We start from the raw sequence: 26,210 nt of genomic DNA, 5'->3' as shown, positions 1-26,210 counted from the left end.
GGCAGCCTCCCATGCGGGGACGGGCGGGCGGCAGCCGGTGGTTCTGGTGCGGGCGTGAGGAAGCGATGAGAACGGTCGCGTGGCGGGGACGGGCGCAACGTGAGGACCTGGTCTTGTGATGAGGACGGGCCGGTGGCGGCGCCGGCGGCGTGGCAAGCTGGCCCGCATGTGCGGTCGGTTCGCAGCCAGCAGCAAGCCCGAGTCCATCGTCGAGCTGTTCGACGTCGAGCAGTGGGATCCCGAGGAGACCCTGGACCCGAACTGGAACGTCGCGCCGACCAACAGTGCCTTCGTGGTGCTGGAGCGGATGAGCAGGGAGCAGCCCCGGGCGGTGCGGCAGCTGCGGGTGCTGCGCTGGGGGCTGGTGCCGCAGTGGTCGAACTCCGCGGAGACGGCGGTGAAGATGATCAACGCCCGGTCGGACACGGTGCACGAGAAGCCCTCGTACCGGCAGGCCTTCGCCGCGCGCCGGTGCGTCCTGCCGGTGGACGGCTACTACGAGTGGCAGACGCTGCCGGGCGAGCGGGGCAAGGCGCGCAAGAAGCCGTTCTTCGTCTCCCGGGCGGACGGCGCCCCGCTGGCGCTGGCCGGGCTGTACGAGTTCTGGCGCAACCGGGCGGTGCCGGCCGGGCACCCGGAGGCGTGGCTGGTGACCTTCACGATCGTCACCACGGACGCGGAGGAGTCGCTGGCGCCGATCCACGAGCGGATGCCGCTGTTCCTCGACCCGCAGTCCTGGGACGAGTGGCTGGACCCGCGGCTGACCGACCCGGACGAACTGCGCCGGCTGCTGATACCGCCGCCGCCCGGCGCGCTGCTGGCCACCCCGGTGTCGCCGGCGGTCGGCAGCATCCGCAACAACGGCCCGGAGCTCAAGGAGCCGTGGGCCGAGGTCGAGTACGAGACCACCCTGTTCTGACGTGCCTCGCAGCATTGGAGTAGCGGAGATGACCACCGAACCCGTCGCCACTGGACCCGTCGCCACCGAACTCGTGCCCACCGAGGCCGGGGAGGCCCGGATCACCCACCACCGGGCGGCGGCGCCGAAGGCCGTCCTGGCGCTGGGGCACGGCGCGGGCGGCGGGATCGAGGCCCGGGATCTGGTGGCGCTGGCCGCGCGGCTGCCGGCGCGTGGGATCAGCGTGGCGCTGGTCGAGCAGCCCTGGCGGGTGGCGGGGAAGAAGCTGGGCCCGGCGCCGAAGACGCTGGACCTCGGCTGGCGGCCGGTGGCCGAGCACCTGGCCGGGCAGGGGCTGCCGCTGGTGGTGGGCGGGCGCAGCGCCGGGGCGCGGGTGGCCTGCCGGACGGGGGCGCAGACCGGGGCGGTGGGGGTGGTGGCGCTGGCGTTCCCGCTGCATCCGCCGGGCAAGCCGGAGAAGAGCCGGGCGGAGGAGCTGCTGGGCTCGGGGCTGCCGACCCTGGTGGTGCAGAGTGCGCAGGACCCGTTCGGCGGGCCGGAGGAGTTCCCGGAGCTGCCGGCCGGGCACGAGCTGGTGGGGGTGCCGTACGGCAGTCACGGCTTCGCGGTGCCCAAGCGGGCGCCGGTGGGGCAGGACGAGGTGCTGGAGCTGATCTGCGCGGCGGTGGGGGACTGGGTGCTGCGGCTGGTGTGAGCGGCTGCTGTCCGCAGGGTCGTGCGCGGCAGTCGTGGGCGGGAATGCGGGCGGGGCCGGGGTGGTTGTCGTGTCCGTCAGCACGAGTCACCGGTGAGAGGCAGGGCAGATGGGTTCGATCGCGTGCCCCGAACGGCCTGAGGAGCGCGAGGCCACCACGGCGTTCGCCCCCTCCTGGCCGGAGTGGTTCGACGCGGGCGAGAAGCCCGTCAGCCCGATATCCTCCATTTCTGGGCGGCCCGCCGTGGGCCGTGCCCGTCATGCCGAGGAGGTGGGTACGGTCGTCGGGACCGAGCACGAGGCCGAGTCCGGCCGTGGCCCGGACGAGGTCCGGCCTGCGGGCGAGGCGCTCACCGGTGAGGAGCTGGCCGACGCGATCGGTGAGGACACCTACCGGGTGTCGTCGGAGGAGAGCGAGGAGGCCCGGCGGGAGCGCTTCGAGCGCGACGCCCTGGGCTACCTGGATCCGATGTACTCGGCCGCGCTGCGCATGACGCGCAACCCGGCCGACGCGGAGGACCTGCTCCAGGAGGCGTTCGCCAAGGCGTACGCGTCCTTCCACCAGTTCCGTGAGGGCACGAACCTCAAGGCCTGGCTGTACCGCATCCTCACCAACACGTTCATCAACTCGTACCGCAAGAAGCAGCGGGAGCCCCAGCGCACCGCGGCGGAGGAGATCGAGGACTGGCAGCTCGCCAGGGCCGAGTCGCACATGTCGACCGGCCTGCGCTCGGCCGAGACCCAGGCGCTCGACCACCTCCCCGACAGCGATGTGAAGGACGCGCTCCAGGCCATCCCGGAGGAATTCCGGATCGCCGTCTATCTCGCGGACGTAGAAGGCTTTGCGTACAAGGAGATCGCGGACATCATGGGTACTCCCATCGGTACGGTGATGTCCCGGCTGCACCGTGGCCGCCGTCAACTGCGCGGCATGCTGGAGGATTACGCCCGCGAGCGCGGGCTGGTCCCGGCCGGCAGCGGGGCAGGGCAGGAAGCGAAGGGCTCGGGCTCATGAGCTGCGGCGATCCGCACGACACCGAGTGTGGCGAGGTCCTCGACCACCTCTATGAATTCCTCGACAACGAGATGGCCGAGGGCGACTGCGCCAAGCTGCGCGTGCACTTCGAGGAGTGCTCGCCCTGCCTGAAGCAGTACGGGCTGGAGCAGGCGATCAAGGCGCTGATCAAGCGCTCCTGCGGGTGCGACGACACCCCGGCCGACCTGCGCAGCAAGGTGCTGGCCAGGATCGACTCGATCCGGTCCGGGCAGCGTTCGGGCGAGCAGGTGGTCGTCGCGGTGGAGCCCACCGTCGAGCTGCACGCCGAGTCCGCCCGGCCGGCGCCGCGGCCGGCGAAGGCCGAGGCGGCGCAGGAGCCCCAGCGGGAGTCGGCCCAGCGGGAGTCGGCCCAGCGGGAGTCGGCCCAGCGCCCCGGTGCGCCGGTGGAGGCCGGCGCCCCGGCGGAGTGAGCTGTCGGCCGGTCGCGTGTCGACCGGTCACTTGTGAGGAGCCAAGCGGCCCCGGGAGCGTGCGCCCCCGGGGCCGCTCCCGTTCTGCTCGCATGCGCCCTCACTCGTTCGGGTGAGTTGGCGGTGCGCCAACTGCGCCATTGCGCCATCATGCGTCCCCGCGCCCGGACGGCGGCCTATCCTCCTGACGGGCACTCACCGCCGGTCTCCCCGGCGTGCTGAGGCAACACGGGGTCCGGACGGCGGGGAGGTCGAGATCGCTACCGACAGTGGAGGCGCGACCCTGCCGCCGGGCGCGGCGCGCTACCTGGTGGCCGTTCCGGTGGCGGCGCTGTGCTGCCTGGTTCCGCTGCTGCCCGCGGCCATCGCCCCCGGGCTGCCGCGCTGGCTCGGCGCACCGGTGGACTGGCCCAAGGTCGGGCTGCTGGCCTTCCTGCACGGCTGCTGGGAGTCGCTGGCCCAGGGCCTGCCCACGCCCTGCCTGGTACTGGTGCGCCGACTGCTGCGCCGCCCGGCACTGCCCGAGCGGATGCCCGCCCGGTCCGGGGCGAACGCCTTCTTCCCGGTGCTGTTCGCCGGAGTGCTGATGCTCCCGCCGGCCGCCGCCGCCCTGGTCGCCGTCCCCGCCGCGGTGCTCGGCGGCCCGAACGGGCCCGGCTGCCGTCGGCGCCAGCTGTTCAACGGCGCCCAGCTCGCGCTGTGCGCCTTCGCCTCCTCGGCCGCCTTCCACCTGCTGCGCGGCCCGCAACTGCTGCTGGGCTCCCGCTTCCCGGCCGCACTGCTGCCCGGATTCGCCGCCGTCGCCGCGTTCTGCCTGGTCAACGGGGTGGTGGTGGGCGTCATGTTGATGCTCAGCGAGGACCGCCGCGCCGGGGTGCTGCTGCGCGGGGCCTGCGCGGTGTGCGGGCTGCCGGTGCTGGTGCACGCGGCCGGCGGGCTGATGGTCGCGGTGCTCTGGCAGGGCCCGTACGGCGCGTTCGCGGCGCTGCTGGCGCTGCTGCCGCTGTCCATCTCCGCCTGGGTGTTCGCCCAGGGGCAGCGCGAGCGGGACGCCCACCAGGCCACCGTCCAGTCCCTGGTGCAGGCGGTGGAGATCAAGGACGCGTACACCCGCGGGCACAGCGAACGGGTCGGCCGGGCTTCGGTACTGATCGCCACTCAACTCGGCATGGAGGCCGACCGGCTGCGCACCCTGCGCTTCGCGGGCATCCTGCACGACGTCGGCAAGCTCGGCGTGGCCACCGAGCTGCTGCGCAGAAACGGTCCCCTCACCGAGGCGGAGCGCCGGGCCGTGGAGATCCACCCGGTCTACGGGTACGAGCTGGTACGCGGGATCGACTTCCTCGGCGACGCGCACGCCGGGATCCTGCACCACCACGAGCGGATGGACGGCCGCGGCTACCCGAGCGGGCTGGCCGGCGAGCAGATCCCCGAGTTCGCCCGGATCATCTCCGTCGCCGACGCCTTCGACTCGATGACCTCCACCCGCTCCTACCGGCGCGGGCGCCCCGTCGCCGAGGCCGTGGCCGAGCTGGAACGCTGCTCGGGCAGCCAGTTCGACCCGGCGATGGTCCGGGCCCTGATCGACGCGCTGGCCGTGCACGACTGGCAGCCGGTCGTGCACTCCGAGGACTGCATCCAGGCCGTGCCGGACATCCCGCTCGGGGTGCCCGAGCCGGCCCGGGCGGCGCCCGGCCGGGTGCCCGCCGGCGGCGGGAGCATCCCCACGGCCGGGCCGTCGTGACGGGGCACGGGCGCAGCAGGTCGGGCCGTACGCGGCGCGACGGTACGGGGGCGGGCCGTACGGGGCACGGGCGTACGGGGTCGGGCCGTACCGGGTGCGGGCGTGCCGGGCACGGCCGTGCCGAGTACGGGCGGGCGGCGTGCGGGCGCACCGCCCGGGCGGTGCACGTGGGGGCGGCCGCGCTGCTGGCGCTCGCGCTGGGCACGGCCGCGCTGCGCGGGGTCGCCGAGCCCAGGGTCGCGCTGGCGTTCACGGTGCTGATCGCGCTCGGCGAATGCGTCCGGATCACCCTTCCGGGCGATCGCGAGCAGGCGCCCATCGGCGCGGCCGGCGCGCTGGCGTACGCCCTGCTCGGGCCGCTGCGCGGAGTGCCGACCGCGCACGGCACGCTGCAGGTCGTGGCGGTGACCGGGGCGGGACTGCTGCTGGCCTGGCTGCCCGGGCTCGCCCTGCCGCACCACCCCGGCCGCCCGCACCGCCGGCCGCCCTGGGCCGACCCGGCCCGCCGGGACAGCGCCGCCCGCCGGCTGCTCGCCGTCGGCTTCGCCGCCGCCGTCTTCCAGCCGCTCTACAACGGCGGCCTGGTCGACCGGTTCTCGCCCGAAGGTCCGGCGTACGGGGCGTTCCTGACCGCCGTCGCCGCGCTGGCCGCGCTCTGCGACGCGACCCTGGCGGCGCTGCTGCGCTGCGACTGGGTCGGCCGGCCGGAGGCGGGGCTGCCGGGGCCTGCGGGCTCTCCCGGCGTGGAGGGCGGGCCGCGGTTCCCGGCGGCGCTGGAGGACGAGCTGCGCTCGCTGTTCGGCATCGGCTCGGCGATCGTCGCCACCGGCATGCTGGTCAGCCTCGCGGCCGGCGAGGTCGGGCTGTGGGCGCTGCCGCTGTTCTGCACCCCGCTGCTGCTCGCCCAGGTGTCGTTCCGGCGGGCCGCCGCCGTACGCGCCACCACCGGGCAGACCATCGCGAGCCTCGCTCGCGCCACCGAGGTGGCCGGCTACACCCCGCACGGGCACGCGCGCAGGGTCGCGGACACGGCGTGCGCGCTCGGGCGCGAGCTCGGCCTGGGCACCCGCGAGCTCGCCCTGCTGGAGTACGCCGCACTGATGCACGACGTCGGCCAGCTGTCCCTGGTCGAACCGGTGCCGGACGGCGCCACCGCGCTGCTGCCCTGCGCCGAGCAGCAGCGGATCGCCCGCCTCGGCAGCGAGGTGATCAGCCGCACCGGAGTGCCCCGACAGGTCGCCGAGCAGGTCGCCCGGCTGGCCGACCCCTGCCCCGGTCCGGTCGCCGGCGAGGGCCCGGTGCCGCTCGCGGCCCGGATCATCCGGGTCGCCAACGCCCACGACGACCTGCTCACGGCCGCCCGCGGCCGGGGCGTCGGCGAGGCGGTGGGGCGGCTGCAGGCGCTGGAGGTGCTGCGGCTGGGGCGCGGGCGGGTCTACGACGCGCGGGTGGTGGACGCCCTGGCCAGGGTGGGCGGGCAGGCCCGGGGCTGACGGTCCCCGTGCGGCGCTCGTGCGGTGGCCGTGCGGTGGCCGTGCGGTGCTCGTGCGGTGCCGGAGCGCGGCTGCGGCTCCGCCAGGGGTTGAGAGGCTGCCATCGGGCGGGCAGGCTGGGGAGGGCGGGCCCCAACCTCGGCGGTGGGGAGCGCGGGCGGGGGCGGGCGTGGTTGGATGCGGTCGTAGCGTGGAACACCGACCCGGGGCAGCGGGCCTCGTACCCCCGCCGAGGCGGTACGGGCACGGTGGCACGGGACTTGAGCGGACGACGACGGCAGGGACGAACGTGAGGATCTTCCACCGGGCACGGCACCGGCCGTCCGCCACCTGGCGGCAGACGACCGACCGGGCCTTCACGCTGATCGGCGACGGCCGCTACGAGGACGCCGGCGCGCTGCTGGTGATGGCCGCCGACCTGGAGCCGTGGCTTTCCGACTCCTGGTTCAACCTCGCCCTCCTGCACAAGTTCCGCCGCGACTGGGAACAGGCCCGCTCGGCCGGCCTGCGCGCCGTAGCCCTGCTCGACCGCGAGCACGGCGCCCCCGACTGGTGGAACCTCGGCATCACCGCCACCGCCCTGCAGGACTGGCCGCTCGCCCGCCGGGCCTGGCAGGCCTACGGGCTCAAGCTGCCCGGCGGCCCCGGCGGGCTGCCCGACGGCCCGGTCAGCCTCGATCTCGGCACCACCCCGGTACGGCTCTCCCCGGACGGCGAGTCCGAGGTCGTCTGGGGCAGACGGCTGGACCCGGCCCGGATCGAAGTGCTGTCCATCCCGCTGCCCTCCTCCGGCCGCCGCTGGGGCGAGGTCGTCCTGCACGACGGCGCCCCGCACGGCGAACGCGTCACCGACGGCGTCGCCTACCCCGTGTTCGACGAGATCGAGCTGTGGGCGCCGTCCCCGGTGCCGACGTACGTGGTGCTGCTGCAGGCCGCCACCGCCGGGGACCGGGACGCGCTGGAACGGCTCGTCGCCGACGCCGGGTACGCGGCCGAGGACTGGACCTCCTCGGTGCGGCTGCTCTGCCGCGCCTGCTCGGAGAGCCGGATGGCCTCCGACGACGGCATCGCCGCCCATCACGACCCGCACGACGACGGCGACGCCTCGCACCCCGGCCACCTCAGCCACCTCAGCCAGGGCGGCGCCGCCGGGATGTCCTGGCTGGTCGAGCGGGAGTGCGGGATCGCCGCCCCCGCCCACCTGGTGCGCACCCTGCTGGACCGCTGGGTCGCGGCGGCCCCCGCCACCCGGGCGTACCGGGACCTCGAAGAGGTCTGCTGAGGTCTGCTGAGCCCGCCGAGTGCCGCTGAGTACCCTGGTGAGGTACGCGGTAGACCTAGGGAAAGCGGAAGACGGAGACATGGCGGAGCAGGCCGAGCAGCACGACCACTCGCACGAGCACGAGCACGACGTGGAGGGGGCGGCGCCCGAGACCCCCGTGAAGGTGATCGGCGAGGAGCCCGACCTCACCAAGGGCACCGCCCGTCCGATCACCGTCGTCGGCAACCCCGTCCTGCACCGCGAGGTCAAGGACGTCACCGCCTTCGACGGCGAACTCTCCGCGCTGATCGACGACATGTTCCAGTCGATGTACGCCGCCGAGGGCGTGGGCCTCGCCGCCAACCAGATCGGCGTCGACCTCAAGGTCTTCGTCTACGACTGCCCGGACGACGAGGGCGTGCGCCACATCGGCCACGTGATCAACCCCAAGCTGGAGGAGTACCCGGCGGACCGCCGGCGGGTGCTGGACGACGGCAACGAGGGCTGCCTGTCCGTCCCCACCGCCTATGCCGAGCTGCCGCGCCCGGACTACGCCGCCGTGACCGGCGTCGACAAGGACGGCAAGGCGATCCGCGTCGAGGGCACCGGCTTCTTCGCCCGCTGCCTGCAGCACGAGACGGACCACCTGTACGGCACCCTCTACATCGACAAGCTGTCGAAGCGCGACCGCAAGGACGCGCTGAAGCAGATGGCCGAGGGCACGGCGAAGTACGCGACGGTGCCCAACGCCTGACGGCGGGGCGGTAGTCGGCCGCCGGTTGTCGTCGAAGGCCGGTGCGGAGTTGTCCGCGCCGGCCTTCGGGCTTTCCGGGGCCGGAGTGATGTCACGTTCTTCCGGGGTGTCCGGTCCATCTGTCGGGTGTACCGCGAGCGGAAGGAGAACCGTCATGAAGGCCGTCATCGTCTGCGCCTCCGTGTCCCACGGCAACACGAGGAGGATCGCCGAGGCCATGGGCCGGGTGCTGTCGGCGCCGGTGGTCGAGCCGGAACGGCTCGATCCGGCGGGGCTCGCCGCGTACGACCTGGTGGGATTCGGCTCGGGCATCTTCTCGGGGCGGTTCCATCCGCTGTTGCGCGGGTTCGTCCGGTCGGTCCCCGAAGGGCAGTGCGGCAGGGCGTTCGTGTTCGCCACCAGCGGGCTGCCGGAGCTGCGGGTTCGACCGTTCAGCCGGCCGCTCGTGCGGGAGCTCGAACGGAAGGGGTTCGAGGTGGCCGACACCTTCGCGTGCCGGGGCTTCGACACCTGGCTCCCGTTCCGGCTCGTCGGCGGCATCAACAAGGCGCGGCCCGACGGCGGCGACCTGGCGGCGGCGGGTGCGTTCGCCGAGGGACTGCTGCGGACCGGCGGGCGGTGAGGACGGGCCGGTGCAGGGAGCGCCCCGCACCGGCCCCCGGACCGGGCTAGGGGATGAAGAGCCACTCCGGGCCGTAGAAGGAGTTCGGGTCGGAGGGGAGCTTGATGGCGTTCAACCTCCGTGCGGTGACGGCCAGATCGCTCATGCTGCTGGTCGCGTCGAACAGCCGGTCCGGCTGGCCGCCCCAGGCGTCCTGGAGGGCCCTCAGCATGTCGCTGTAGGTGGTGTTGAAGTCGTGCAGCGCGGCGGCGGTGGACAGGTCGGGTGCGTTGGCGGGGTCGTTGGCCCAGCCGCCGGAGGGGACGCGGGGGACCGGCGCGGTGGGCGGGAGCGGGACGTCGGCGCCGGTGAACTCGAACCTGCCCGTCGCCGGGTTCTTCACCAGCTTCTTGCCGACGGCGATCTCCTTGAAGGAGTAGTAGTGGGCGAGTTCGCCCGGGGCGCCGAAGAAGGGGTTGTCCGGGGAGACCGTGGTGCCCTCGCCCTGGGTCTGGATGATGTTGATCGCCTTCAGGACGTCGCCGATGGTGTTCATCGCCACGATGTCATTGCCGGCGCCGTGGCCGATCGCCCCGAGGGGGAAGGTCACCTGGTTGTTCCCGGTCAGCAGGTGTGCGAAGTTCGGGAAGACGTTGGCGATGCGCTGGTAGAAGGCGCCGATCGTGTTGCCGTCGGCGGCGAAGGCCAGCGGGTTCTCGGGCTTCTCGATGGCGGCGAAGAGGGCGGCCGAATCGCGGGTCAGCCCGCTGAGGAACACCTCCAGCCCCGGGTTGACGCCACCGGGCAGCTCGCTCGGGTACTTGGGGACGGTGAGCGGGTCGATGAGCTGGACCGTGCCGCCGATGCTGGTGAGCATGTTGCAGACCAGGCCGAAGTGCGACATCTCGTCGAAGACGATCTCGCGGATGGTGTGGGCGACGGGCTCGTCCTTGTTCGGGTCGATGATCGACCAGAGGGCGGTGGCGTAGGGCGGGATGGTGGAGAGCTCCAGCATGATCGCCCGCTGGAGCGCGTCCTTGAGCTCCTGCTCGGTCCAGTCCTCCTCGGGGATGCTCATGAGCTGGACGATCGCGTCGCTCTCGTAGTCCAGGATTCCGGTCGTCGTCACGCTGGGGCCCCTTTCGTTCGGCTGTGCGCCGGACGGTAATCGGGGGCCGGCCGTGCGCATGCGTACCGGGCCGGTGCGGCCCGGGAGTTCAGCCGGACGGGCGGCGTGAGTGGGTGGCCACCCCGCCCGGCATCTGCGCCGGGCGGAGCGGGCGTCGGAGGTGGGGTGCCCTTACGAGCAGCCGCCGCCGCACTGGCAGGAGCCACCGTTCTGGCACCCGCAGGAGCAGCCGGGGCCGCACTGACAGCCCGAGGAGACCGTGTCCTCTGTTGACGTCGTCATCGCAACTTCCTTCCAGCGGGAGCGGATTGACCAGGAGGCGTCGCCGGATCGCGACTGAACCTGCCCGCTCCCGGAATCGGTACGCACACCTTCACGCGAAGGAGCTGTCTCTCCGTACCGGGCTTGACAGTTGGACCGTCTGCCGCGGTGGGCCGAAGCGCAGGAAGTCGACGGGGCCGACTTCCTGCGCATGTAGGTGGGCCCGTGAGGTGGCCCGGACCAGGCTTGCTGCAGCCGAGGCCGAGCATCGTAGAAGGCGCTTATGACACGCCTGTGCGGTTGGCGAACTCTCGCACGCCGGCTACGGTCGTCGGCGCGTAGAGCAGATCGGCGGTCAGTCAGCCCGCCGCCATGATCCCCCCCTGCACCAGCCCGCCTCCCGGTAGCCTGCCGAGCAGCGACCCGGACGCCGCAGCCCGTGTGTGCCCGGTCTGCGGGTCGAGTGCCACTTACCAGACACTGGAAGGCCGTTGGGGCTGCACCTCGTGCGGCTCCACCTGGGCCTGAGAGAGCGAGGAGGCCGGCAGCATGCCGATCTGCGCGGAGTGCCGCACTGCTGAGGCGGCTATCGAAGACCTGGACGTGCACCCGCCCCGACCGTGGTGCGGGGTTGCGCGAGCGCGCTGGTCAGGGCGGGTGATCCGGTGCTCAACTACCGTGCGCTGACCGGGGAGGCTGCCGACTACTCGCGCGTTCTGGCCCAGCGGAGCACCGCTGTTCTCCCGTTCGGGTGACCGGCCCGGCGGGCGGTGGGATGCGGGCCAGGAGCTCCTGGGCCACCTGGGTCAGGTCTGCGGTGATCCTGTGCGGGGAGCCGCTGTGCTCCGCGGGGCCCAGCATGGCGTCGATGAGGGGGCTCAGTTCCTCGCAGCGGCCGTAGGGCTCGGCGACCTCGTAGAGGATGAGTGAGGCGCCTTCGAAGGGGTCGAGCCAGCCGCCGACGATCTCGGTGGCCCACCAGCGGGCGAGTGCGAGTCGTCCCTCCCAGTAGTCCTCGGGCGGGTGGAAGCCGAAGCCGAGTTCTTCCATCACCTGGTCGAACAGCTCCGGGGCCTGCTCGTGTTCGAGGCTGCTCAGTGCGGCGAGGTGCAGCAGTGAGGGTGAGTAGCCGCCGGCGGTCAGGGCGCGGAGCGCCGCTTCGATCAGGAGCTCCGGGGCGGTGCGCCGGCCGTCGACCCAGCTGTGGGCGATCTCCCGGAGTTCCCGTACGGCCTTGGGTGCTGGGTTCGTCTCCATGGCCGCATGCTGCCAGGCGCTGCGGGGAGTCAGAAACGGATTCGGTGGCGTTGCTGCCAGTCGGTGAACGGCTCGGCGTGGTGCAGGGCGGTGTCCCGGTGGTGGATCCAGGTGTGGGGTTCGGGCTGTTGTTCGGCGCGGAGGAAGCTTCCGGTGGTGCCGTAGGCGAGTGAGACGGCGGTCGACTCGTCGAACAGCCAGAAGTCCGGGACGCCTTCGAGGGGGTTGGGCTTCTCGGTGATGTCGAGGATGAAGAACTCCTCGCCGGCGGTGGTGTTGGTCCGGTACCCCCAGCTCAGCTCGAAGTGGAGGTACGGGGTGAGGGGCCGGGCCAGGATGTGGACCCGGTAGATGCGGTGGCCGGCGGCGGTGTGCCGTTGGACCTTTGCCCGCCAGGCGGTGTTGTGGGTGGTGGGTTTGGGCTCCCCAGCGAGGAATGCCTGGTGGGCGTCGGAGGTGCCGTAGTCGGCCAGCGTCGCCAAGCGGAAGGCCTCGTACTGGAAGCCTTCGAAGAGGGCGCCGAAGGTGTCACGGGAGATGGTCACGGGGGGTCCTCGGCTGACCGGCCCCTGCCCGGCGTGAACGACGGGCAGGGGCGGGGGAGTTCAGGCGTGGGGGCGGGTGGCGATGGTGATCGGGTGGGCGGTCCAGTCGGTCATCCCGCCGACGTAGAGGGTGAAGCTCCAGTCGTCTCCCCGGGAGAGGCAGCGGGCGACGCCCTCACCGCCACCGGGGCCGATGCAGATCCGGATGAAGTCCCGGTGGGCCTCGCGGATCGGGAGGTCGCGGACGCGCTCCCAGAGGACGGGCAGGGCGTGGTCGAGGGTGGGGAAGAGAGTGGGCGCCATGATGCCGGTGATCCCGGCCCGGACGATGCTCACGCGGCGACCCCCTCGGGGGAGACGTGGCACCAGACGAGCTTGCCGATGCCGCCCTTGCGCGGGTCGCAGCCCCAGCTGTGGGCCAACTCGTGGACGAGGAGCAGGCCTCGGCCGGTCTCGGCGGAGGCGGGGGAGTCGCGGAGAGTGGGCTTCTCGCTGTCGGCGTCGTGGACCTCGATGCGGAGGGTGTCGTCCGGGGAGAGCTGGAAGCGGACGAAGATCAGGCGGTCGCGCGGGGTCCGGGCGTGCTGCAGCGCGTTGGTGACCAGCTCGCTGACCAGCAACTCGGCGGTGGGGAGCAGGAGGTCGGCGCAGGGGTGGGGGAGGAGGAAGGAGCGGAGCTCCTGGCGGGCGGCACGGGGGGACTTGTCGGGCCGGGGCAGCCAGCAGGTCTGCTCGGCAGGGTTGGGGGAGGGGGAGACGGTTTCAGGCATGGCGGGGCCACCTCTGGAGTGTGCGGGTGACAGCGGCTGAAGAAGGCATGGGAATGCCCGGCGAAAGCCCGCCATGATCACTTTGTGTCGTCTAGCGGACTACGTTGAGTAGCATGCCCTTGGTGACTTCTAGAGTGCAAGTCCCCACTTTGGAAGTGATCAAAGATTGTTGTCGTGGCCCGAGGGCGGCAGACTGGCAGCGCACATACGGCTGGGAGGTCAACGCGTTGCCCGTGAATAGGAACCCGACGGTTCGGCAGCGGCGGCTCGCTCGAACTCTCAAGGAGATGCGGCTTGCTGCGCGGATGACGATCGCTCAGTCAGCCAGGCAGCTGGCCTGCGCTGAGAGCAAGATCAGCCGGATCGAGGCTGCGCAGTCCGGCATCAGGCTTGTGGATCTCAGGCTGCTGCTCGACCTCTACGGAGTGACGGACCCCGCGGTGCGTAATCGGCTGGAGGATTTGTCACGCGATGGGCGCCTGCGTGGCTGGTGGGACCGGTATTCGGATGCGCTGTCGCCGCTCTATGCCGACTACATCTCGTTGGAGGCTGATGCCTCGGACGCCTACAGCGTGGAGACCTTCCTCGTCCCTGGCCTGCTGCAGACGGAGGACTACACCCGGGCTGTCGTGCGGGCGCAGATAGAGGATGCCAGCGTCGAGCAGGTTGAGCAGCTGACGAAAGTCCGGTTGGAGCGGCAATCGGTGCTGAAGCGTGAGTCGCCGCTCCGGCTCTGGGTTGTGCTGTCGGAGTCCGTGCTGAAGCACTAGATCGGTGGACGGGCAGTGATGCGCGAGCAACTCGACTACCTGGTCAGCGTGGCAAATCAGCCCAACATCAACATCCAGGTGTTGCCGGAGGATTCGGATGTCCATGCCGCGCTGTTCGGTCCACTTGTCATCCTGAGTTTCCCCGAGAGCACTGAGACCGACGTCGTGTATGTGGACAGTCTCCTCAGCACGCTCTACATCGAGGAACCGGGAGAGGTGTTCAAGTACTCCCACCTGTTCCGGCGGGCGTTGGCCGAGTCTCTGCCTCGAAAGGAATCAGTCGCGTTCATCGAGCGCATCGCGAAAGGAAAGCACAGCGATGAGTAGCATGCCCGAGGGCGCGGCCGCTACTGGCCTCGTCTGGCGAAAGTCATCGTTCTCGGGTGCGCAGAGCAACTGTGTGGAGATGGCAGTCGGCGTGATTGGTGTCGTGCCGGTGCGTGACTCCAAGGATCCGGAGGGGCCGGCGCTGCTCTTCCCGGTTGAGGCGTGGTCGTCCTTCCTCGCCGGGGTCAAGGGTGGGGACTTTCCGGCCGCCCTCTGAAGCAACGGTGGTGCCCCGGGTGGGGCACCACCGTTCTCTCATCTCTCAGCTGAAGTTGTCGACCCAGAAGAAGATCGTCCGCAGGACGAAGCCCGGGGCGCCGGCGCCGAAGGCCAGGACCATGGCTTGGCCTACCGCTACATCCGTCGGGTCGATGGCCTGGGTCCACTTGACCTGCGCGTCCATGCCGGGGATTCCCCGGCCGGGGGCGTACGACCTGAGCGTGCCGCTTGCGTTGGCGATGAGCACACCGTTGCGCCGCAACTCTGCCCGGCGGAGGCTGGTGGGCCGCAGCTCGTAGCTGCGATCACCGACAACGGCCGTCCGGGTGCGGTTGCGAGACCGGCTCACCGGGATGTTCTGGCCGTTGATGTTCATGGCGCCGTAGTCGCGGTTGGGTACGACAGTCACAGTGGGCATTCCTGCCCCTTGCACATGTGCCACGACGGACGGCCAGCGGTCATGACTGACCTGTATCGGCCCGAAGGGGCCTTCGATCACACGCTGTTGGAGCTTGGACATGCCTGGGCTACTCCTGAACACCGGGTATCAAACAGCGGAGCTGCCGTGACGGCAGCTCCGCTGTTTGCTGAACGATATGGACTTAGAAGTCGTCGTCGAAGGCGACGGACCCCTCGACCGCGACCTGGTACGCCGACACCCGGCGCTCGAAGAAGTTGGTCAGCTCCTGCACGTTCTGCAGCTCCATGAAGCCGAACGGGTTCGCCGAGCCGTACCGGATCGGCAGACCCAGACGCGCCAGGCGCTGGTCCGCGACCGCCTGCAGGTACTCCCGCATCGAGGCGGTGTTCATGCCGGGCAGGCCCTCACCGCACAGGTCCTGGGCGAACTGGAGCTCGGCCTCGACGGCCTCCTCCAGCATCTCCGTGACCTGCTTGCCCATCTCCTCGTCGAAGAGGTCGGGCTCCTCCTCGCGCACCGTGTCGACCACGGAGAACGCGAAGTCCATGTGCATGGACTCGTCGCGGAACACCCAGTTGGTGCCCGTCGCCAGACCGTGCAGCAGACCACGCGACCGGAACCAGTACACGTACGCGAACGCGCCGTAGAAGAACAGACCCTCCACACACGCCGCGAAGCAGATCAGGTTGAGCAGGAACGCCCGCCTGTCCTCCTTCGTCTGCAGCGAGTCGATGTGGTCGACCGCGTTCATGTACTTGAAGCAGAACTTGGCCTTCTGCGCGATCGACGGAATGTTCTCGACCGCCGCGAAGGCCGCCGCGCGGTCCTCCGGGTCGGGCAGGTACGTGTCGAGCAGCGTCAGGTAGAACTGCACATGCACGGCCTCCTCGAACAGCTGACGCGACAGGTACAGCCGCGCCTCCGGGGAGTTGATGTGCTTGTAGAGGCTCAGCACCACGTTGTTCGCGACGATCGAGTCACCGGTCGCGAAGAACGCGACCAGCCGGCCGATCATGTGCCGCTCGCCCTCGCTCAGCTTCGCCAGGTCGGCGACGTCCGAGTGCAGGTCCACCTCTTCCACGGTCCAGGTGTTCTTGATCGCGTCCCGGTACCGGTCGTAGAACGACGGGTAGCGCATCGGGCGCAGCGTCAGCTCGAAGCCGGGGTCGAGCAGCATCTTGCGGTCTTCGGACTGAGACATTACTGGCAGGCCTCGCAGGACTCGGGGTTCTCCAGGGAGCAGGCGAGGGCGGCTTCCTGCTCCGGGGTGAGGGTCGGGGTGTTGACCGGCACGGGCGCGGCGGCACGGGCGGCGCCGGGGGCGGCCTGGGCGATGCGGGTGGCCGGGCGCGAACGCAGGTAGTAGGTGGTCTTGAGACCGACCTTCCACGCGTAGGCGTACATCGAGCTGAGCTTGCCGATGGTCGGCGCCGCCATGAACAGGTTCAGCGACTGGCTCTGGTCGAGGTACGGCATGCGGGCCGCGGCCAGGTCGATCAGGGCGCGCTGCGGCAGCTCCCACGCGGTGCGGTACAGCGAACGGACCTCGGCGGGCAGCCAACCCAGGTCCTGCACCGAGCCGTTGGCGTCGCGCAGCGAGTCGCGGGTCTGCTGGTCCCAGACGCCGAGCTCCTTGAGCTCGCGCACCAGGTACGGGTTGACCTGCAGGAACTCGCCGCTCAGGGTCTCGCGCTTGAACAGGTTGGACACCTGCGGCTCGATGCACTCGTACACGCCGGCGATGGAGGCGATGGTCGCGGTTGGGGCGATCGCGAGCAGCAGCGAGTTGCGCAGGCCGGTCTCGGCGATGCGGGCGCGCAGCGCCGTCCAGCGGTCGGCCCACTGCGGGGCGGCCGTCGGGAAGTGGTCGATGTGCAGTTCGCCGCGGGCGGCGCGGGTCTCGCCGTACGCCTCGTGGCGGCCCAGCTGCTCGGCGAGGTCCGCGGAGCGCTCGTAGGCGGTGAGCATGATGCGCTCGGCGATCAGCGTGGAGAGCTGCTTGGCCTCCGCCGAGTCGAAGTCGATCCGCAGCTTGAAGAAGACGTCCTGCAGGCCCATCACGCCGAGGCCGACCGGGCGCCAGCGGGAGTTGGAGGTGCCGGCCTCGGTCGTCGGGTAGAAGTTGATGTCCACCACGCGGTCGAGGAAGGTGACGGCGGTGCGGACGGTGGCGTCCAGGCGCTCCCAGTCCATGGCGTTGATCAGGTCGTCGGCGCGGGCATCAAGAGCCACGTGCGCACCGAGGTTGACCGACCCCAGGTTGCAGACGGCGGTCTCGGAGTCGTCCGTGACCTCCAGGATCTCGGTGCACAGGTTGGAGGAGTGCACCGTGCGGCCGGGCAGCGCGGTCTGGTTGGCGGCGCGGTTGGAGGCGTCCTTGAAGGTCATCCAGCCGTTGCCGGTCTGCGCCAGGGTGCGCATCATGCGGGCGTACAGGGTCTGCGCGGGGATGGTGCGCACGGCCTTGCCGGCCAGCTCGGCCTTGCGGTAGGCCTCGTCGAACTCGGCGCCCCACAGGTCGACGAGCTCGGGCACGTCGGCCGGGGAGAACAGCGACCAGTCCTCGTTGGCGTTGACCCGGCGCATGAACTCGTCCGGGATCCAGTGCGCCAGGTTGAGGTTGTGGGTGCGGCGGGCCTCTTCGCCGGTGTTGTCGCGGAGCTCCAGGAACTCCTCGATGTCGGCGTGCCAGGTCTCCAGGTAGACGCAGGCCGCGCCCTTGCGCCGGCCGCCCTGGTTGACGGCGGCGACGGAGGAGTCGAGGGTGCGCAGGAACGGCACGATGCCGTTGGACTTGCCGTTGGTGCCGCGGATCAGGCTGCCGCGCGAGCGGATGCGCGAGTAGGACAGGCCGATGCCGCCGGCGTGCTTGGACAGGCGGGCGATCTGCGCGTAGCGGTTGTAGATCGAGTCCAGGTTGTCCAGCGGGGAGTCGAGCAGGTAGCAGCTCGACATCTGCGGGTGCCGGGTGCCGGAGTTGAAGAGCGTCGGCGAGGAGGTCAGGTACTCCAGGCGGCTCATCAGGCCGTACAGCTCGGCCACCTCGCGCACCGACTGCTCGTTGTCGCCGACCGCCAGGCCACAGGCGACGCGGAGCAGGAAGTGCTGCGGGGTCTCGATCACCTTGCGGGTGATCGGGTGGCGCAGCAGGTAGCGGGACTGCACGGTGCGCAGGCCGAAGTACTCGAAGCGGTCGTCGCCGGCGGTGTCGATCAGCGCGTCCAGGGCGGCGGCGTGCTTGGCGACGAACTCCGCGGTGGTGTCGCCGATCAGGCCCTCGGTGTGGCCGACGGCGATCGAGGCGGAGAAGGACGTGGAGCCCTGGCTGTTCGCCTCGTCGACGATCTCCAGGGCGAGCAGGCGGGCGGCCAGCTTCGAGTACTGGGGGTCCTCGGCGATCATCGACGCGGCGGCGTCCACGGCCAGCCCGCGCAGCTCGGCGAAGTCCGAGCCGGCGTGGCGGCCGCGCAGCGCGGCAGCGGCGACGTGGCCGGGGTCGACCTCGGGGAGGTCGGCACTGCGGTCGGTGAGAAGCCGCAGCAGGGCGCCGCCGGGGTCGGTGACCGTCGGGTCGGTGAAGGCGGTACCGGAGCCCTGGGCGGGCAGGGTGGCTGAGGCAGCGGTGGTCAAGGCGCTCTCTCCTGGCGGCGATCGGCGGCGGTGATCGGGGCCACCGGGCCGATCGGGGCAGGGGAGCACGGCACGAACGCAAGGCGGCGTCGCGCGACGGTGTCTCCCCGGCCCGCCCGCGAGGCCCGGAGGGGTACTGCTGGTGCTGGCGCGGCCTCTTGCGGGAGGGCCGTGGCGCACGCTGGCGGCAGGTACTCGGACTCGCGGGCACGGCTGCTGGAACCGCCCGCTCACCGCTGCGGGGCAGTCCCGGATTCGCACCGGGTTCCCCTGCATCGACAGCAGGAGTGAGCATACATGTAGTGCCACCGGACTGCGGCGGCACCATATGTTGTGCCTGTCGTGTCGGCTGTGCGGGCGGGCCCGGTGGCCCGTCAGTGCTTGAGATAGACCTTGTACGTGCTCGAATCGCCGGTCGGCGAGGTGAACTGGGCGACCAGCCGGTAGTGCCCGCTGCCCGCCAGGGCGTCGCTCAGGGCCCGGTCGGTGGCCCGCGGCGCGGTGCTGTCGAGGACGACCATGGTGAACCAGCCGTCCCGGATCGCGGCGGTGCTGCCGTCGTCGCCGTGGTGCTGCACGCCGGCGCCGTCGCGGTAGTCCGTCCCGGCGCGGGCCGAGACCCACTGCTCGGGCTTGCTGACCGCGCCGAGGTAGTACTCGGCGAGTCCGTCGACCTCGGTGAGGTAGTGGGCCTGCGGCGCCGTGTGGACCCGCAGGACGGCCAGCAGGCGGCCGGAGTCGGGACCGTTCTGGTAGCGCAGGGCGGACTGCTCCAGGCCGAGGGCGAGCAGCGCGACCCAGACCAGGATGCCGAGCTGGGGGTGGCGGAAGTGGGCGCCGACCAGCCGGGTCAGGCCGACCCCGGCCAGCGGGGCGGCGAGCAGCATGCCGTAGCCGAGGTGGCGGAACAGCGCGCCCGAGGTGCCGGTCCACAGGTGGGCGGCCGGGACGAGCAGGGCGGTGGCGGTGAGCACGGTGCCGAGCAGGGCGCGCCGGCCCCGGGAGGTGGGCGCGGCGTCCTTCTCGGAAGCGTCGTGCTCGTTCATCTGCTCCTTGCGGGCGTAGGCGATGGTGCCGGCGACCGCGAGGACGGTGAACAGGCCGCTCCACTGGAGGGTGGAGAGCAGGATGGACCCGGCCGAGCCGGGGGCGTTGCCGTGCGAGGGCGACCAGCCGGCGACCCGGCCGAGCGTGCCGTACGGCAGCAGCAGGACGAGGGTGGCGGCGGCGAGCGGCAGTGCGCGCAGGGCGGCCCGGCCGAGCCGGCCGCCCGGCCGGGCGGTGGCCACGGCGAGGGCGACCACCGCGGGGACGGCGAAGGCGGCGGAGTAGGCGACGGCGCAGGCCAGCGCGAGGGGCGGGGCGGCGGTCAGGACCAGGGCCGGATGGCGCCGGGAGGTGAACACCACGGCCCAGGCGGCGAGGGCGACCAGCAGGACGGCCGCGGACTCGGGGGCGGCGTAGAAGCCGACCACGACGGTGGACTGCAGCACGGCGTAGACGGCTATCGCGCAGATCGCGACCCGCTCGTTGAACAGCCGGCGGGTCAGCGAGTAGAGCAGCACCGTGGTGATCAGGGCGAAGCCGAGGCTGAGCAGCCGGGTGCCCCAGATGCCGTTGGCGTCGGCGGCGGCGCCGGCCAGCGGCGGGTAGAGCCAGGGCGAGCCGTTGATCCGGTCGACCAGGTCGGTGGTGACCGGGGTGCCGTGCAGCAGGTGGGCGAGCTGCTGGCGGCCGGCGACCATGGCGGCGGCCTCGTCGGGGTGCGCGGCGGCGAGCAGGCGCAGCGAGAGCGCGGCCTGGACGGCCAGGACGGCGCCGAGCAGGCCGCGGGCGATCCAGCGGCGGCGGGGGCTGGTGCCCGGGTCCCAGCCGATCGCGGGGACCGGGGGGATGGTGTACGGGGCCAGCTCGACGCCGTCGGGGTTGTCGACGGCGACGGCGGTGTCGGTGTCCGCAGCCGTGGCCGCTTCTTCGTCGGCGGGCTGCTGCGGGCCGGCGGGGTGCTGCGGGCCGGCGGGGTGCTTCGGGCTGGGGGAGAGGTCGCTGTTCATCATGGGTTCCGGAGGTCGAAGCCGTAACGGGGGGCGGCCACCCGCTTCTTGAAGGCGGCGAGGGTGTCCGGAACGGTCTCGACCCGCCAGTCCGCCCGCTTGATCATGTTGAACCAGATGAAGCCGACGATGTCGTCGTGAGCCTCCATCCCGGAGAACAGCTGGTCGACGAAGGCCTGTTGGTGCCTGCCCTGCTCGGCGGCGGTCTCGCTGATGAAGAACGGCTTCTGGGAGAAGGTGCGGATCTCGGCCATGGTCGGGCCGTACAGGGCCTCGAAGGTCTTGGGGCCGTCGTTGGTGAAGTAGCCGGTCATGCCGGCCCAGTCGACGTAGGTGTCGCCGGGGTAGTACGGCGCCAGGCGGGTGTTGGGCGCGGGGACGGTGATGTTGGGGCTCCAGACCCAGATCACGTTGGTGGCGCCGGCCTGGTCGAAGAGGTCGTGGACGTGGCGCCAGGCGGCGACGAAGTCCTCGGGGCTCGCGGCTTGGCGCCCCCAGGGGTACCAGTCGCCGTTCATCTCGTGCGCGATGCTGATGGCGATCGGCAGGTTGAGCTTGGCGACGGCCTTGGCGACGCCGCGCACGTAGTCGTCGGTGTCGCCGGCCGCGATCGCGGCGAGCGAGGGCTCGTGCGGCTCCCAGGCCATGAAGGGCAGGGCGCCGGCGTCGTGGATCCGGCGCACGCCGGCGGTGTCGAAGCCGCCCTTCCAGTGGGCGTAGAACTCCAGGACGTTGGGCTGCTTGCCGATCGTGCTGCCGTAGACGGGCAGCGCGTCCATGGTGGCGGGGACGCCGGGCAGGGCGGCGCCGAGGTACTTGTTCGTCGGCTTGAGCAGCGGGGTGACGTCGTACGGGACGCCGGCGGGCAGGGCCTTGGGCTTGGCGGCGGCCTGGGTCGGCACCGCGGTGGCGGTGTTCGCAGAAGGGGCCGTGCCCGGGGTCGCGGGCGCGCCGGCCGGGGCCGGCGCGGCGAGGTCCTGCTGCATCGCGAAGCCCGGGTCCTCCGGGCCGCAGCCGGTGAGCAGGAGCAGTCCGGCGGTCAGCAGCGGGAGCGCCAGCCGGCGACGGAGCCGGCCGGCCCGTCGGGGGTGGGCGGTCATGGCGATCACACTGCTTCCGTGGGCCGCGGCTGGACGAGGACCCGGCCCACGATGGTCGCGTAGAACAGGCCGGAGGCGAGGACGAGGGCGAAGTTCAGCGGGCCCATGGTGAGCATCCGCCAGATGCTCAGCAGCACCCAGAGCAGGGCCGTGCCACCGCCCCAGACGATGACCCCGAGCCAGAACCGGCGGGTCTTGTTCTTCTTGGCGCCGCTGGAGCCGGTCGGCTGCCAGGCCATCCGGTTGCGGCGCACGATGTCCCAGATGGCGAAGACGTGCGCCCAGCCGTACATCATGCGGGCGGCCCAGGCCTCCAGGCGGTACGGGTTGCGGTGCCAGAGCGGGAAGACGACCGTCGCGTAGAGCAGGCCGGGCAGCACGAGCGCGGTGTTCTGCCAGCGGATCAGGTCGGGCCGGGCGAGCAGCAGGACGATCGGGATGAGCGGAGAGACGACGGTGAACAGCGCCGTGTGGATGTAGTAGAAGAACCCGGAGAGGTAGCAGGCCCGGGTGACCGGCCGCAGTTTGGTCTGCCAGAACTTCTTGCTGCCGAGCAGGCTCATCGAGCCGGTGCACCAGCGGTACTGCTGGTTGAAGAAGCCGCCGACGTTGTCCGGGCAGACGCCGGTGGCCAGCGCGATGGGTATGTACTGCAGGTCCCAGCCGAGGCGGCGCAGGTCGAAGCCGGTGTGCACGTCCTCGGAGTGGCCGATCAGCGTGGTGCCGCCGTTCTCCTCCAGCGCGGCGCGCCGGTAGATCGCGCAGCTGCCGACGCAGATGGCGCCGTCGTTGCGCTGCCGGGAGACCTGGACCGTCCGGTAGAACAGCTCCTGGACGGCGCCGGCGCCGCGCTCGATCCAGTTCTGCGAGTCCAGGATGCGGAAGAACTGCGGGGACTGGACGATGCCGAGGCGGGGGTCGGCCTCCAGGTAGGGGAGCATCTCGTTCAGCAGGTCCGGCCTGGGCGCGAAGTCGGCGTCCAGGATGAGGATGTAGTCGCTGTCGGAGTTGCGGAAGCCGAACTGCAGGTTGCCGGCCTTCTTGAACCAGCCGAGCTTGTCGCGGGTGCCGTAGACGAACTCGAAGTCGACGGCCATCTGCGCGAGTTGCGGGCTGTTGCTGTCGTCGAGGACGTACGGGGTGACCTCGCCCGGGTACTGGTCGCGCAGCCGGGCGACGTGCGTCCAGGTGTTGTGCAGCACCTCGATGGGCTCGCCGGCGACGGGCAGGAAGATGTCGACGGTCGGGTACTGCTCCGGCTGCCAGGACTTGACCAGGGCGCGGTGCGCGGCGAGGTCGAAGGTCTGGTTGAAGCCGTGCACCCACCGGGATATCAGGTAGTAGCCGATGGTGAAGGCGAGCGGCGGGAGGAACACGAAGAACCACGGCGTCGCGCTCAGCAGGCCGATCTCGCTGGCCACCATGCAGGCGAAGCTGATGACGGAGAAGCAGGTCAGCACCCAGAGGTTGGTGCGCGCGTACAGGTACTTCTCGGTGTTGTCCGGCGGTTGGGGGAGCAGGCCCCACTGGTTTCGGGCGGCCGGGTCGCGCCGGCTGCGGCGTCGTGAGACGGGCGGTTGACCGCTGCCCGCGAGTCGCGTGCTCTCGGTGACAGTCACGTGCTCTACTCCCCCGAAACCGTATTGGGTCTGAACCGTCCCCGCCCGGTGGCCGTTGTCGGCCGGGCAGCGGGGGGACGCCAGGATCGTACGGGACCGGTCACATCGAGTTCCCTTCCCCCCTCCTCCGTCGGCTCTTCGGAACCGATATCGATTTCCGATCGTGATGTGAACGGGGGTGCTGGTGGAGCACTTGTGTACGGTTTCCGCCCAGCAGCTGAGGACGGTTCGGGGAAAAGTGATGATCATCGAGGACGGGCCGGCCGGGCGCGCGGCACGGGGCCTGAGGGACCGGCAGGGCCGGCGGGGCCTGCGCGGCTTCCGGGCGGCGTCCGCGTTCGGCGCGGTCGCAGCGCTGCTGGCCGGCTGCAGCGGCGAGGTCGGGGCGGTGGAGCAGCCACCGGCCGCCACGGCGACGGCGGCGGCCGTGCCGGGCCTGTGTTCGACCGTGCAGGAGCCGTTCCCCAAGCTGGCCATGGACGGCGGGTCGAAGGTCCTCGAACCGAACCCGTGGAACACCGCGGGCACGGTCTGCGTGGACCCGGTCGGGGACAACGGGTTCACGGTGTCCCGGATCCGCGACTTCGTCCCGAAGAACCCGCTCGCCCCGGGCGCCTACCCCAACGTCTCCACCGCCCCCGGCGCGAGCGGACTGCCCGTACCGGTCAGCGCCCTCGGCGACGCGACCGCCGACTGGGACGCCAACGGCAGGGTGAGCGGCTCCTTCAACCTCTCCTTCGACCTCTGGTACGGCTCCACCCCCGACAACTGCCTGCCGGGGGACAGCGCCGAACTGATGGTCTGGCTGGACGCCACCGACAACGTGCGCCCGGCCGGCGACAAGGTGGCGGGCGCCCAGCAGTTCGGCGACGCCGACTACGACGTCTACCAGGCGCCGATCACCGGCCCGCACAGCGTGATCAGCTACGTCCGCACCGCGCCGACCCACACCACCCGCGGCCTCGACCTGCGGCTGTTCACCGCCGACGCGATGGCCCGCGGCTACGTCCCCAAGGGCTCCTACCTGTGCCGGGTGCAGGCGGGCTTCGAGGTGTGGAGCGGCGGCACCGGTCTGCGCAGCGAGTCCTTCGCCTTCCACAACCGGATCGGCCTGCCGGCCGGCGAGGTCCCGGCCGGGGCGCCCGGGATCTGCCTGCGGCACGGCGGCGGCGGGCTCGCCGGCACCCCGGTGACCGTCGGCTCCTGCGGCGACCCGGGCGTCTCCACCGGTTGGACGGTCGGCAACGACGGCTCGCTGCGCGGCGGCGCGGCCTGCCTGGCGCCGACCGCCGACCGCAGCGCGGTGACCCTGGCCGAGTGCACCGGCGGCTCCGCGCAGCGCTGGACGCCGGTCGCCGGGCAGCGGCTGAAGCACCCGGACTCGGGCCTGTGCCTGGGCACCGCGGGCGGCGCCCTCGCGGACGGGACGGCGGTGACCTTGCGGCCGTGCGCGGACACGGTCGCGCAGCGCTGGAAGCTGCCGTACAACGGGGTTGCGTGACGGGGCGCGTGACGGGTTGCGGGACGGGTGGTGTGCGTGGTGGTGCGGCGGGCCGCGTGCCGCCGAGCCGGGCGGCGCACCGGGCCGCGCGGCAGGCGGCCGTGCCCCGGTTTCCTCTGCGCACCCCCCATGGGCGTGCCGGGGCGGATGCCCTAGCATTCCGGCCATGAGCGATCGACCGGTACCGAGTGGCGAGCCGGGCCAGCCCCCCACGCCACCGCAGCAGGCACCGGCCGGGGGGACCGCTCCGGCCACCGGTGTGCCTCCGCAGTCCCCTAGCGGCGCCTTCGGCCCCGCCTCCGGCTACGGGCCGCCGCCCGGTGCGCCTGCGCAGCCCCAGCAGATGACGCCGTATCCGGCGCCGCAGCCGGTGCCGCCGGTGCCCGGGCCGGTGCCGCCGGGGCCGGTGGCCCCGCAGCCGCAGGGCATACAGCCGCTGCCCGGCCAGCAGCCCGCGCAGCCGCAGCCCGGCCCGCAGCCGCTCGTGCCGCAGCCGCCGGCCGGCCCGCAGGCCTTCCCGCCGGTGCCGCAGCCGGCCCAGGCCGCGCAGCCCGCGCCGCCGTGGCCGCAGCAGGGCGGCTTCCCGCCGCCCGCCGGCCCGACCGGCCCGGCAGGCCCGACCGCTCCGGTCGGAACGCCGGACTGGGAGGCGCTGGCCGAGCAGAACGAGAAGGCCGCCAAGCGCGGCCGCCGGAACAAGCTGATCGGCGCGGCGACCGCCGTCGTCCTGCTGGCCGCGGCCGGCGGGGGCTTCTGGTTCTACCAGCACTCCAAGGACGACAAGAAGACGACCCAGAGCAGCGGCCCGTCGAGCCCGACGACCCCCGGCTCGCCCGGCCCGTCGAGCCCGTCGAGCGCCCCGCCGGTCAAGGGCATCGACAGCCCGCCGACCGTCGGCAGCGTGCCGGCCAAGACCGGCCCGGCGGCGCTCAACCTGGGCGCCGACGCCAAGCCGGGGACGATGGCCGGGTTCTCCGGACAGGTCCTCAAGCTGCCCAGCGGCCAGGACTCCTTCGCCTCGACGACCACCCAGGTCGTCGACGTGAGCAAGAGCTTCACCGTCTCCGCGCGGGTGCTGGTCGACCTGCCCAACGGCAACCGCAGCGCGGTCAGCCAGGGCGACGGCCCGTACTACGCGTGGTCGCTGGGCCGGGCCAACAACAACGGGCACGACCAGTGGTACTTCAAGGTCCAGGTGCCGGGCGGCGGTTCGGCGATCGCCTGGTCCAAGGGCGACGCGACGGTCAACCAGTGGGTGCTGCTGACCGGCGTGTACGACGACCCGTCGGGCCAGCTCACCCTGTACGTCAACGGCGCCCCGCAGTCCTCGGCGAAGTCGGCCGGGGTGCAGCCCAGCGGCACCAACTCCCTGCAGGTGGGGCGGTTGAGCTCCAACTCGCAGTGGGCCGACCCCTGGCACGGCGCGGTCGCCGACATCCAGGCCTGGGGCCAGGTGCTGCCCGAGGCCGACATCGTCAAGATCGTGGCCGGCCCGAGCTCGCCGCCGTCCGTCCCGCCGACGGGCGCCTGGCTCAGCGGCTGAGCCGGCCCGAACGCGGCTGAGCCCGGCCGGTCCCGGTCGAACTGAGCCGTGCGGGGGCCGGGGCCGGCCCTCCCGAACCTCCGGCCGCCGCCCCCGGCAGTGTGGGGCGGCGGCCGAAGCACGCCCCGGAG

Annotated in this window: 22 protein-coding genes, 2 pseudogenes and 1 riboswitch; of the genes and pseudogenes, 13 read left to right on the top strand and 11 right to left on the bottom strand. The window is 72.0% G+C overall.

Annotated features, from left to right (window positions below; translation table 11 throughout):
• Positions 1–166 precede the first annotated feature (166 nt).
• The 9 genes and pseudogenes from CRP52_RS11580 (at position 167) to CRP52_RS11540 (ending at position 8,954) form a co-directional block, all read left to right on the top strand.
• A complete protein-coding gene (locus tag CRP52_RS11580) occupies positions 167–919 on the top strand; it encodes an SOS response-associated peptidase (protein ID WP_097240018.1) in 753 nt (250 codons plus the stop codon).
• Between the two features lie 28 nt (positions 920–947).
• Entirely contained in the window at positions 948–1,613 is a 666-nt protein-coding gene (locus CRP52_RS11575) for an alpha/beta hydrolase family protein (protein ID WP_097236318.1), read from the top strand.
• A 109-nt stretch (positions 1,614–1,722) separates the two neighbouring features.
• Positions 1,723–2,628 (top strand): sigma-70 family RNA polymerase sigma factor, encoded by a 906-nt coding sequence (locus CRP52_RS11570; protein ID WP_373560479.1) that lies wholly within the window; start codon positions 1,723–1,725, stop codon positions 2,626–2,628.
• Positions 2,625–2,906 (top strand): annotated as a pseudogene (gene rsrA, locus CRP52_RS40435) (mycothiol system anti-sigma-R factor); the annotation flags it as partial. The gene CRP52_RS11570 and the pseudogene rsrA, both read left to right, overlap by 4 nt.
• Positions 2,907–3,390: 484 nt before the next feature.
• Complete coding sequence (locus CRP52_RS11560; protein ID WP_257032425.1) at positions 3,391–4,824, top strand: HD-GYP domain-containing protein; 1,434 nt, start codon at positions 3,391–3,393, stop codon at positions 4,822–4,824.
• A gap of 161 nt (positions 4,825–4,985) precedes the next feature.
• Complete coding sequence (locus tag CRP52_RS11555; RefSeq protein ID WP_097236316.1) at positions 4,986–6,317, top strand: HD-GYP domain-containing protein; 1,332 nt, start codon at positions 4,986–4,988, stop codon at positions 6,315–6,317.
• A 289-nt stretch (positions 6,318–6,606) separates the two neighbouring features.
• A complete protein-coding gene (locus CRP52_RS11550) occupies positions 6,607–7,599 on the top strand; it encodes a tetratricopeptide repeat protein (protein WP_097236315.1) in 993 nt (330 codons plus the stop codon).
• A 79-nt stretch (positions 7,600–7,678) separates the two neighbouring features.
• Entirely contained in the window at positions 7,679–8,332 is a 654-nt protein-coding gene (gene def, locus CRP52_RS11545; RefSeq protein ID WP_097236314.1) for a peptide deformylase, read from the top strand.
• Between the two features lie 154 nt (positions 8,333–8,486).
• Entirely contained in the window at positions 8,487–8,954 is a 468-nt protein-coding gene (locus CRP52_RS11540) for a flavodoxin family protein (RefSeq protein ID WP_097236313.1), read from the top strand.
• Positions 8,955–9,000: 46 nt separating this feature from the next.
• Here CRP52_RS11540 and CRP52_RS11535 read toward each other — a convergent pair whose 3' ends face one another.
• The 5 genes from CRP52_RS11535 to CRP52_RS11515 form a co-directional block, all read right to left on the bottom strand.
• A complete protein-coding gene (locus tag CRP52_RS11535) occupies positions 9,001–10,062 on the bottom strand; it encodes a ferritin-like domain-containing protein (protein WP_179852762.1) in 1,062 nt (353 codons plus the stop codon).
• A gap of 930 nt (positions 10,063–10,992) precedes the next feature.
• Complete coding sequence (locus tag CRP52_RS11530) at positions 10,993–11,580, bottom strand: hypothetical protein (protein WP_097236311.1); 588 nt, start codon at positions 11,578–11,580, stop codon at positions 10,993–10,995.
• A gap of 29 nt (positions 11,581–11,609) precedes the next feature.
• Positions 11,610–12,125 carry a DUF6879 family protein gene (locus CRP52_RS11525; RefSeq protein ID WP_097236310.1) on the bottom strand — a complete coding sequence of 172 codons (516 nt, stop codon included), beginning with the start codon at positions 12,123–12,125 and terminating at the stop codon, positions 11,610–11,612.
• Positions 12,126–12,185: 60 nt separating this feature from the next.
• Positions 12,186–12,461, bottom strand: coding sequence for a hypothetical protein (locus CRP52_RS11520; protein WP_097236309.1), 276 nt, complete (start codon positions 12,459–12,461; stop codon positions 12,186–12,188).
• Positions 12,458–12,895, bottom strand: coding sequence for an ATP-binding protein (locus tag CRP52_RS11515; protein WP_179852761.1), 438 nt, complete (start codon positions 12,893–12,895; stop codon positions 12,458–12,460). The genes CRP52_RS11520 and CRP52_RS11515 overlap by 4 nt, the downstream gene beginning before the upstream one ends.
• Positions 12,896–13,008: 113 nt before the next feature.
• On the opposite strand from CRP52_RS11515, the pseudogene CRP52_RS39435 reads away from it, so the two are divergent.
• Positions 13,009–13,992: pseudogene (locus CRP52_RS39435) on the top strand (helix-turn-helix domain-containing protein).
• Positions 13,985–14,209, top strand: coding sequence for a DUF397 domain-containing protein (locus CRP52_RS11500; protein ID WP_097236305.1), 225 nt, complete (start codon positions 13,985–13,987; stop codon positions 14,207–14,209). Before CRP52_RS39435 ends, CRP52_RS11500 begins: the two are co-directional and overlap by 8 nt.
• A 45-nt stretch (positions 14,210–14,254) precedes the next feature.
• Here the strand turns inward: CRP52_RS11500 and CRP52_RS11495 are convergent, their stop codons facing one another.
• From CRP52_RS11495 to CRP52_RS11470, 6 genes are all read right to left on the bottom strand, one after another.
• Entirely contained in the window at positions 14,255–14,629 is a 375-nt protein-coding gene (locus CRP52_RS11495) for a hypothetical protein (RefSeq protein ID WP_143685709.1), read from the bottom strand.
• A gap of 184 nt (positions 14,630–14,813) precedes the next feature.
• Positions 14,814–15,833 carry a ribonucleotide-diphosphate reductase subunit beta gene (locus tag CRP52_RS11490; protein ID WP_097236303.1) on the bottom strand — a complete coding sequence of 340 codons (1,020 nt, stop codon included), beginning with the start codon at positions 15,831–15,833 and terminating at the stop codon, positions 14,814–14,816.
• Positions 15,833–18,238, bottom strand: a complete 2,406-nt coding sequence (locus CRP52_RS11485) for a ribonucleoside-diphosphate reductase subunit alpha (protein WP_097240015.1) — start codon at positions 18,236–18,238, stop codon at positions 15,833–15,835. The genes CRP52_RS11490 and CRP52_RS11485 overlap by 1 nt, the downstream gene beginning before the upstream one ends.
• Before the next feature lie 193 nt (positions 18,239–18,431).
• Positions 18,432–18,587, bottom strand: a riboswitch (cobalamin riboswitch).
• Positions 18,588–18,636: 49 nt separating this feature from the next.
• The gene (locus CRP52_RS11480) at positions 18,637–20,319 is read right to left on the bottom strand and encodes a glycosyltransferase family 39 protein (RefSeq protein WP_097236302.1); all 1,683 of its coding nucleotides are present in this window, start codon (positions 20,317–20,319) and stop codon (positions 18,637–18,639) included.
• Entirely contained in the window at positions 20,316–21,416 is a 1,101-nt protein-coding gene (locus CRP52_RS11475) for a glycoside hydrolase family 26 protein (RefSeq protein WP_143685707.1), read from the bottom strand. Before CRP52_RS11475 ends, CRP52_RS11480 begins: the two co-directional genes overlap by 4 nt.
• A gap of 5 nt (positions 21,417–21,421) precedes the next feature.
• A complete protein-coding gene (locus tag CRP52_RS11470) occupies positions 21,422–22,840 on the bottom strand; it encodes a glycosyltransferase family 2 protein (RefSeq protein WP_257033045.1) in 1,419 nt (472 codons plus the stop codon).
• A 436-nt stretch (positions 22,841–23,276) separates the two neighbouring features.
• Between CRP52_RS11470 and CRP52_RS11465 the strand changes: the two genes are divergently transcribed.
• Positions 23,277–24,536 (top strand): GH12 family glycosyl hydrolase domain-containing protein, encoded by a 1,260-nt coding sequence (locus CRP52_RS11465; RefSeq protein WP_097236300.1) that lies wholly within the window; start codon positions 23,277–23,279, stop codon positions 24,534–24,536.
• A gap of 343 nt (positions 24,537–24,879) precedes the next feature.
• Positions 24,880–26,079, top strand: a complete 1,200-nt coding sequence (locus CRP52_RS11460) for a LamG domain-containing protein (protein WP_097236299.1) — start codon at positions 24,880–24,882, stop codon at positions 26,077–26,079.
• Positions 26,080–26,210: the final 131 nt, after the last annotated feature.

Source organism: Streptomyces sp. 1331.2 (genome assembly GCF_900199205.1).
Lineage (GTDB): Bacteria > Actinomycetota > Actinomycetes > Streptomycetales > Streptomycetaceae > Kitasatospora.
The sequence above is the reverse complement of the archived record's forward strand: the minus strand, read 5'-3'. Positions and strand labels throughout refer to the sequence as shown.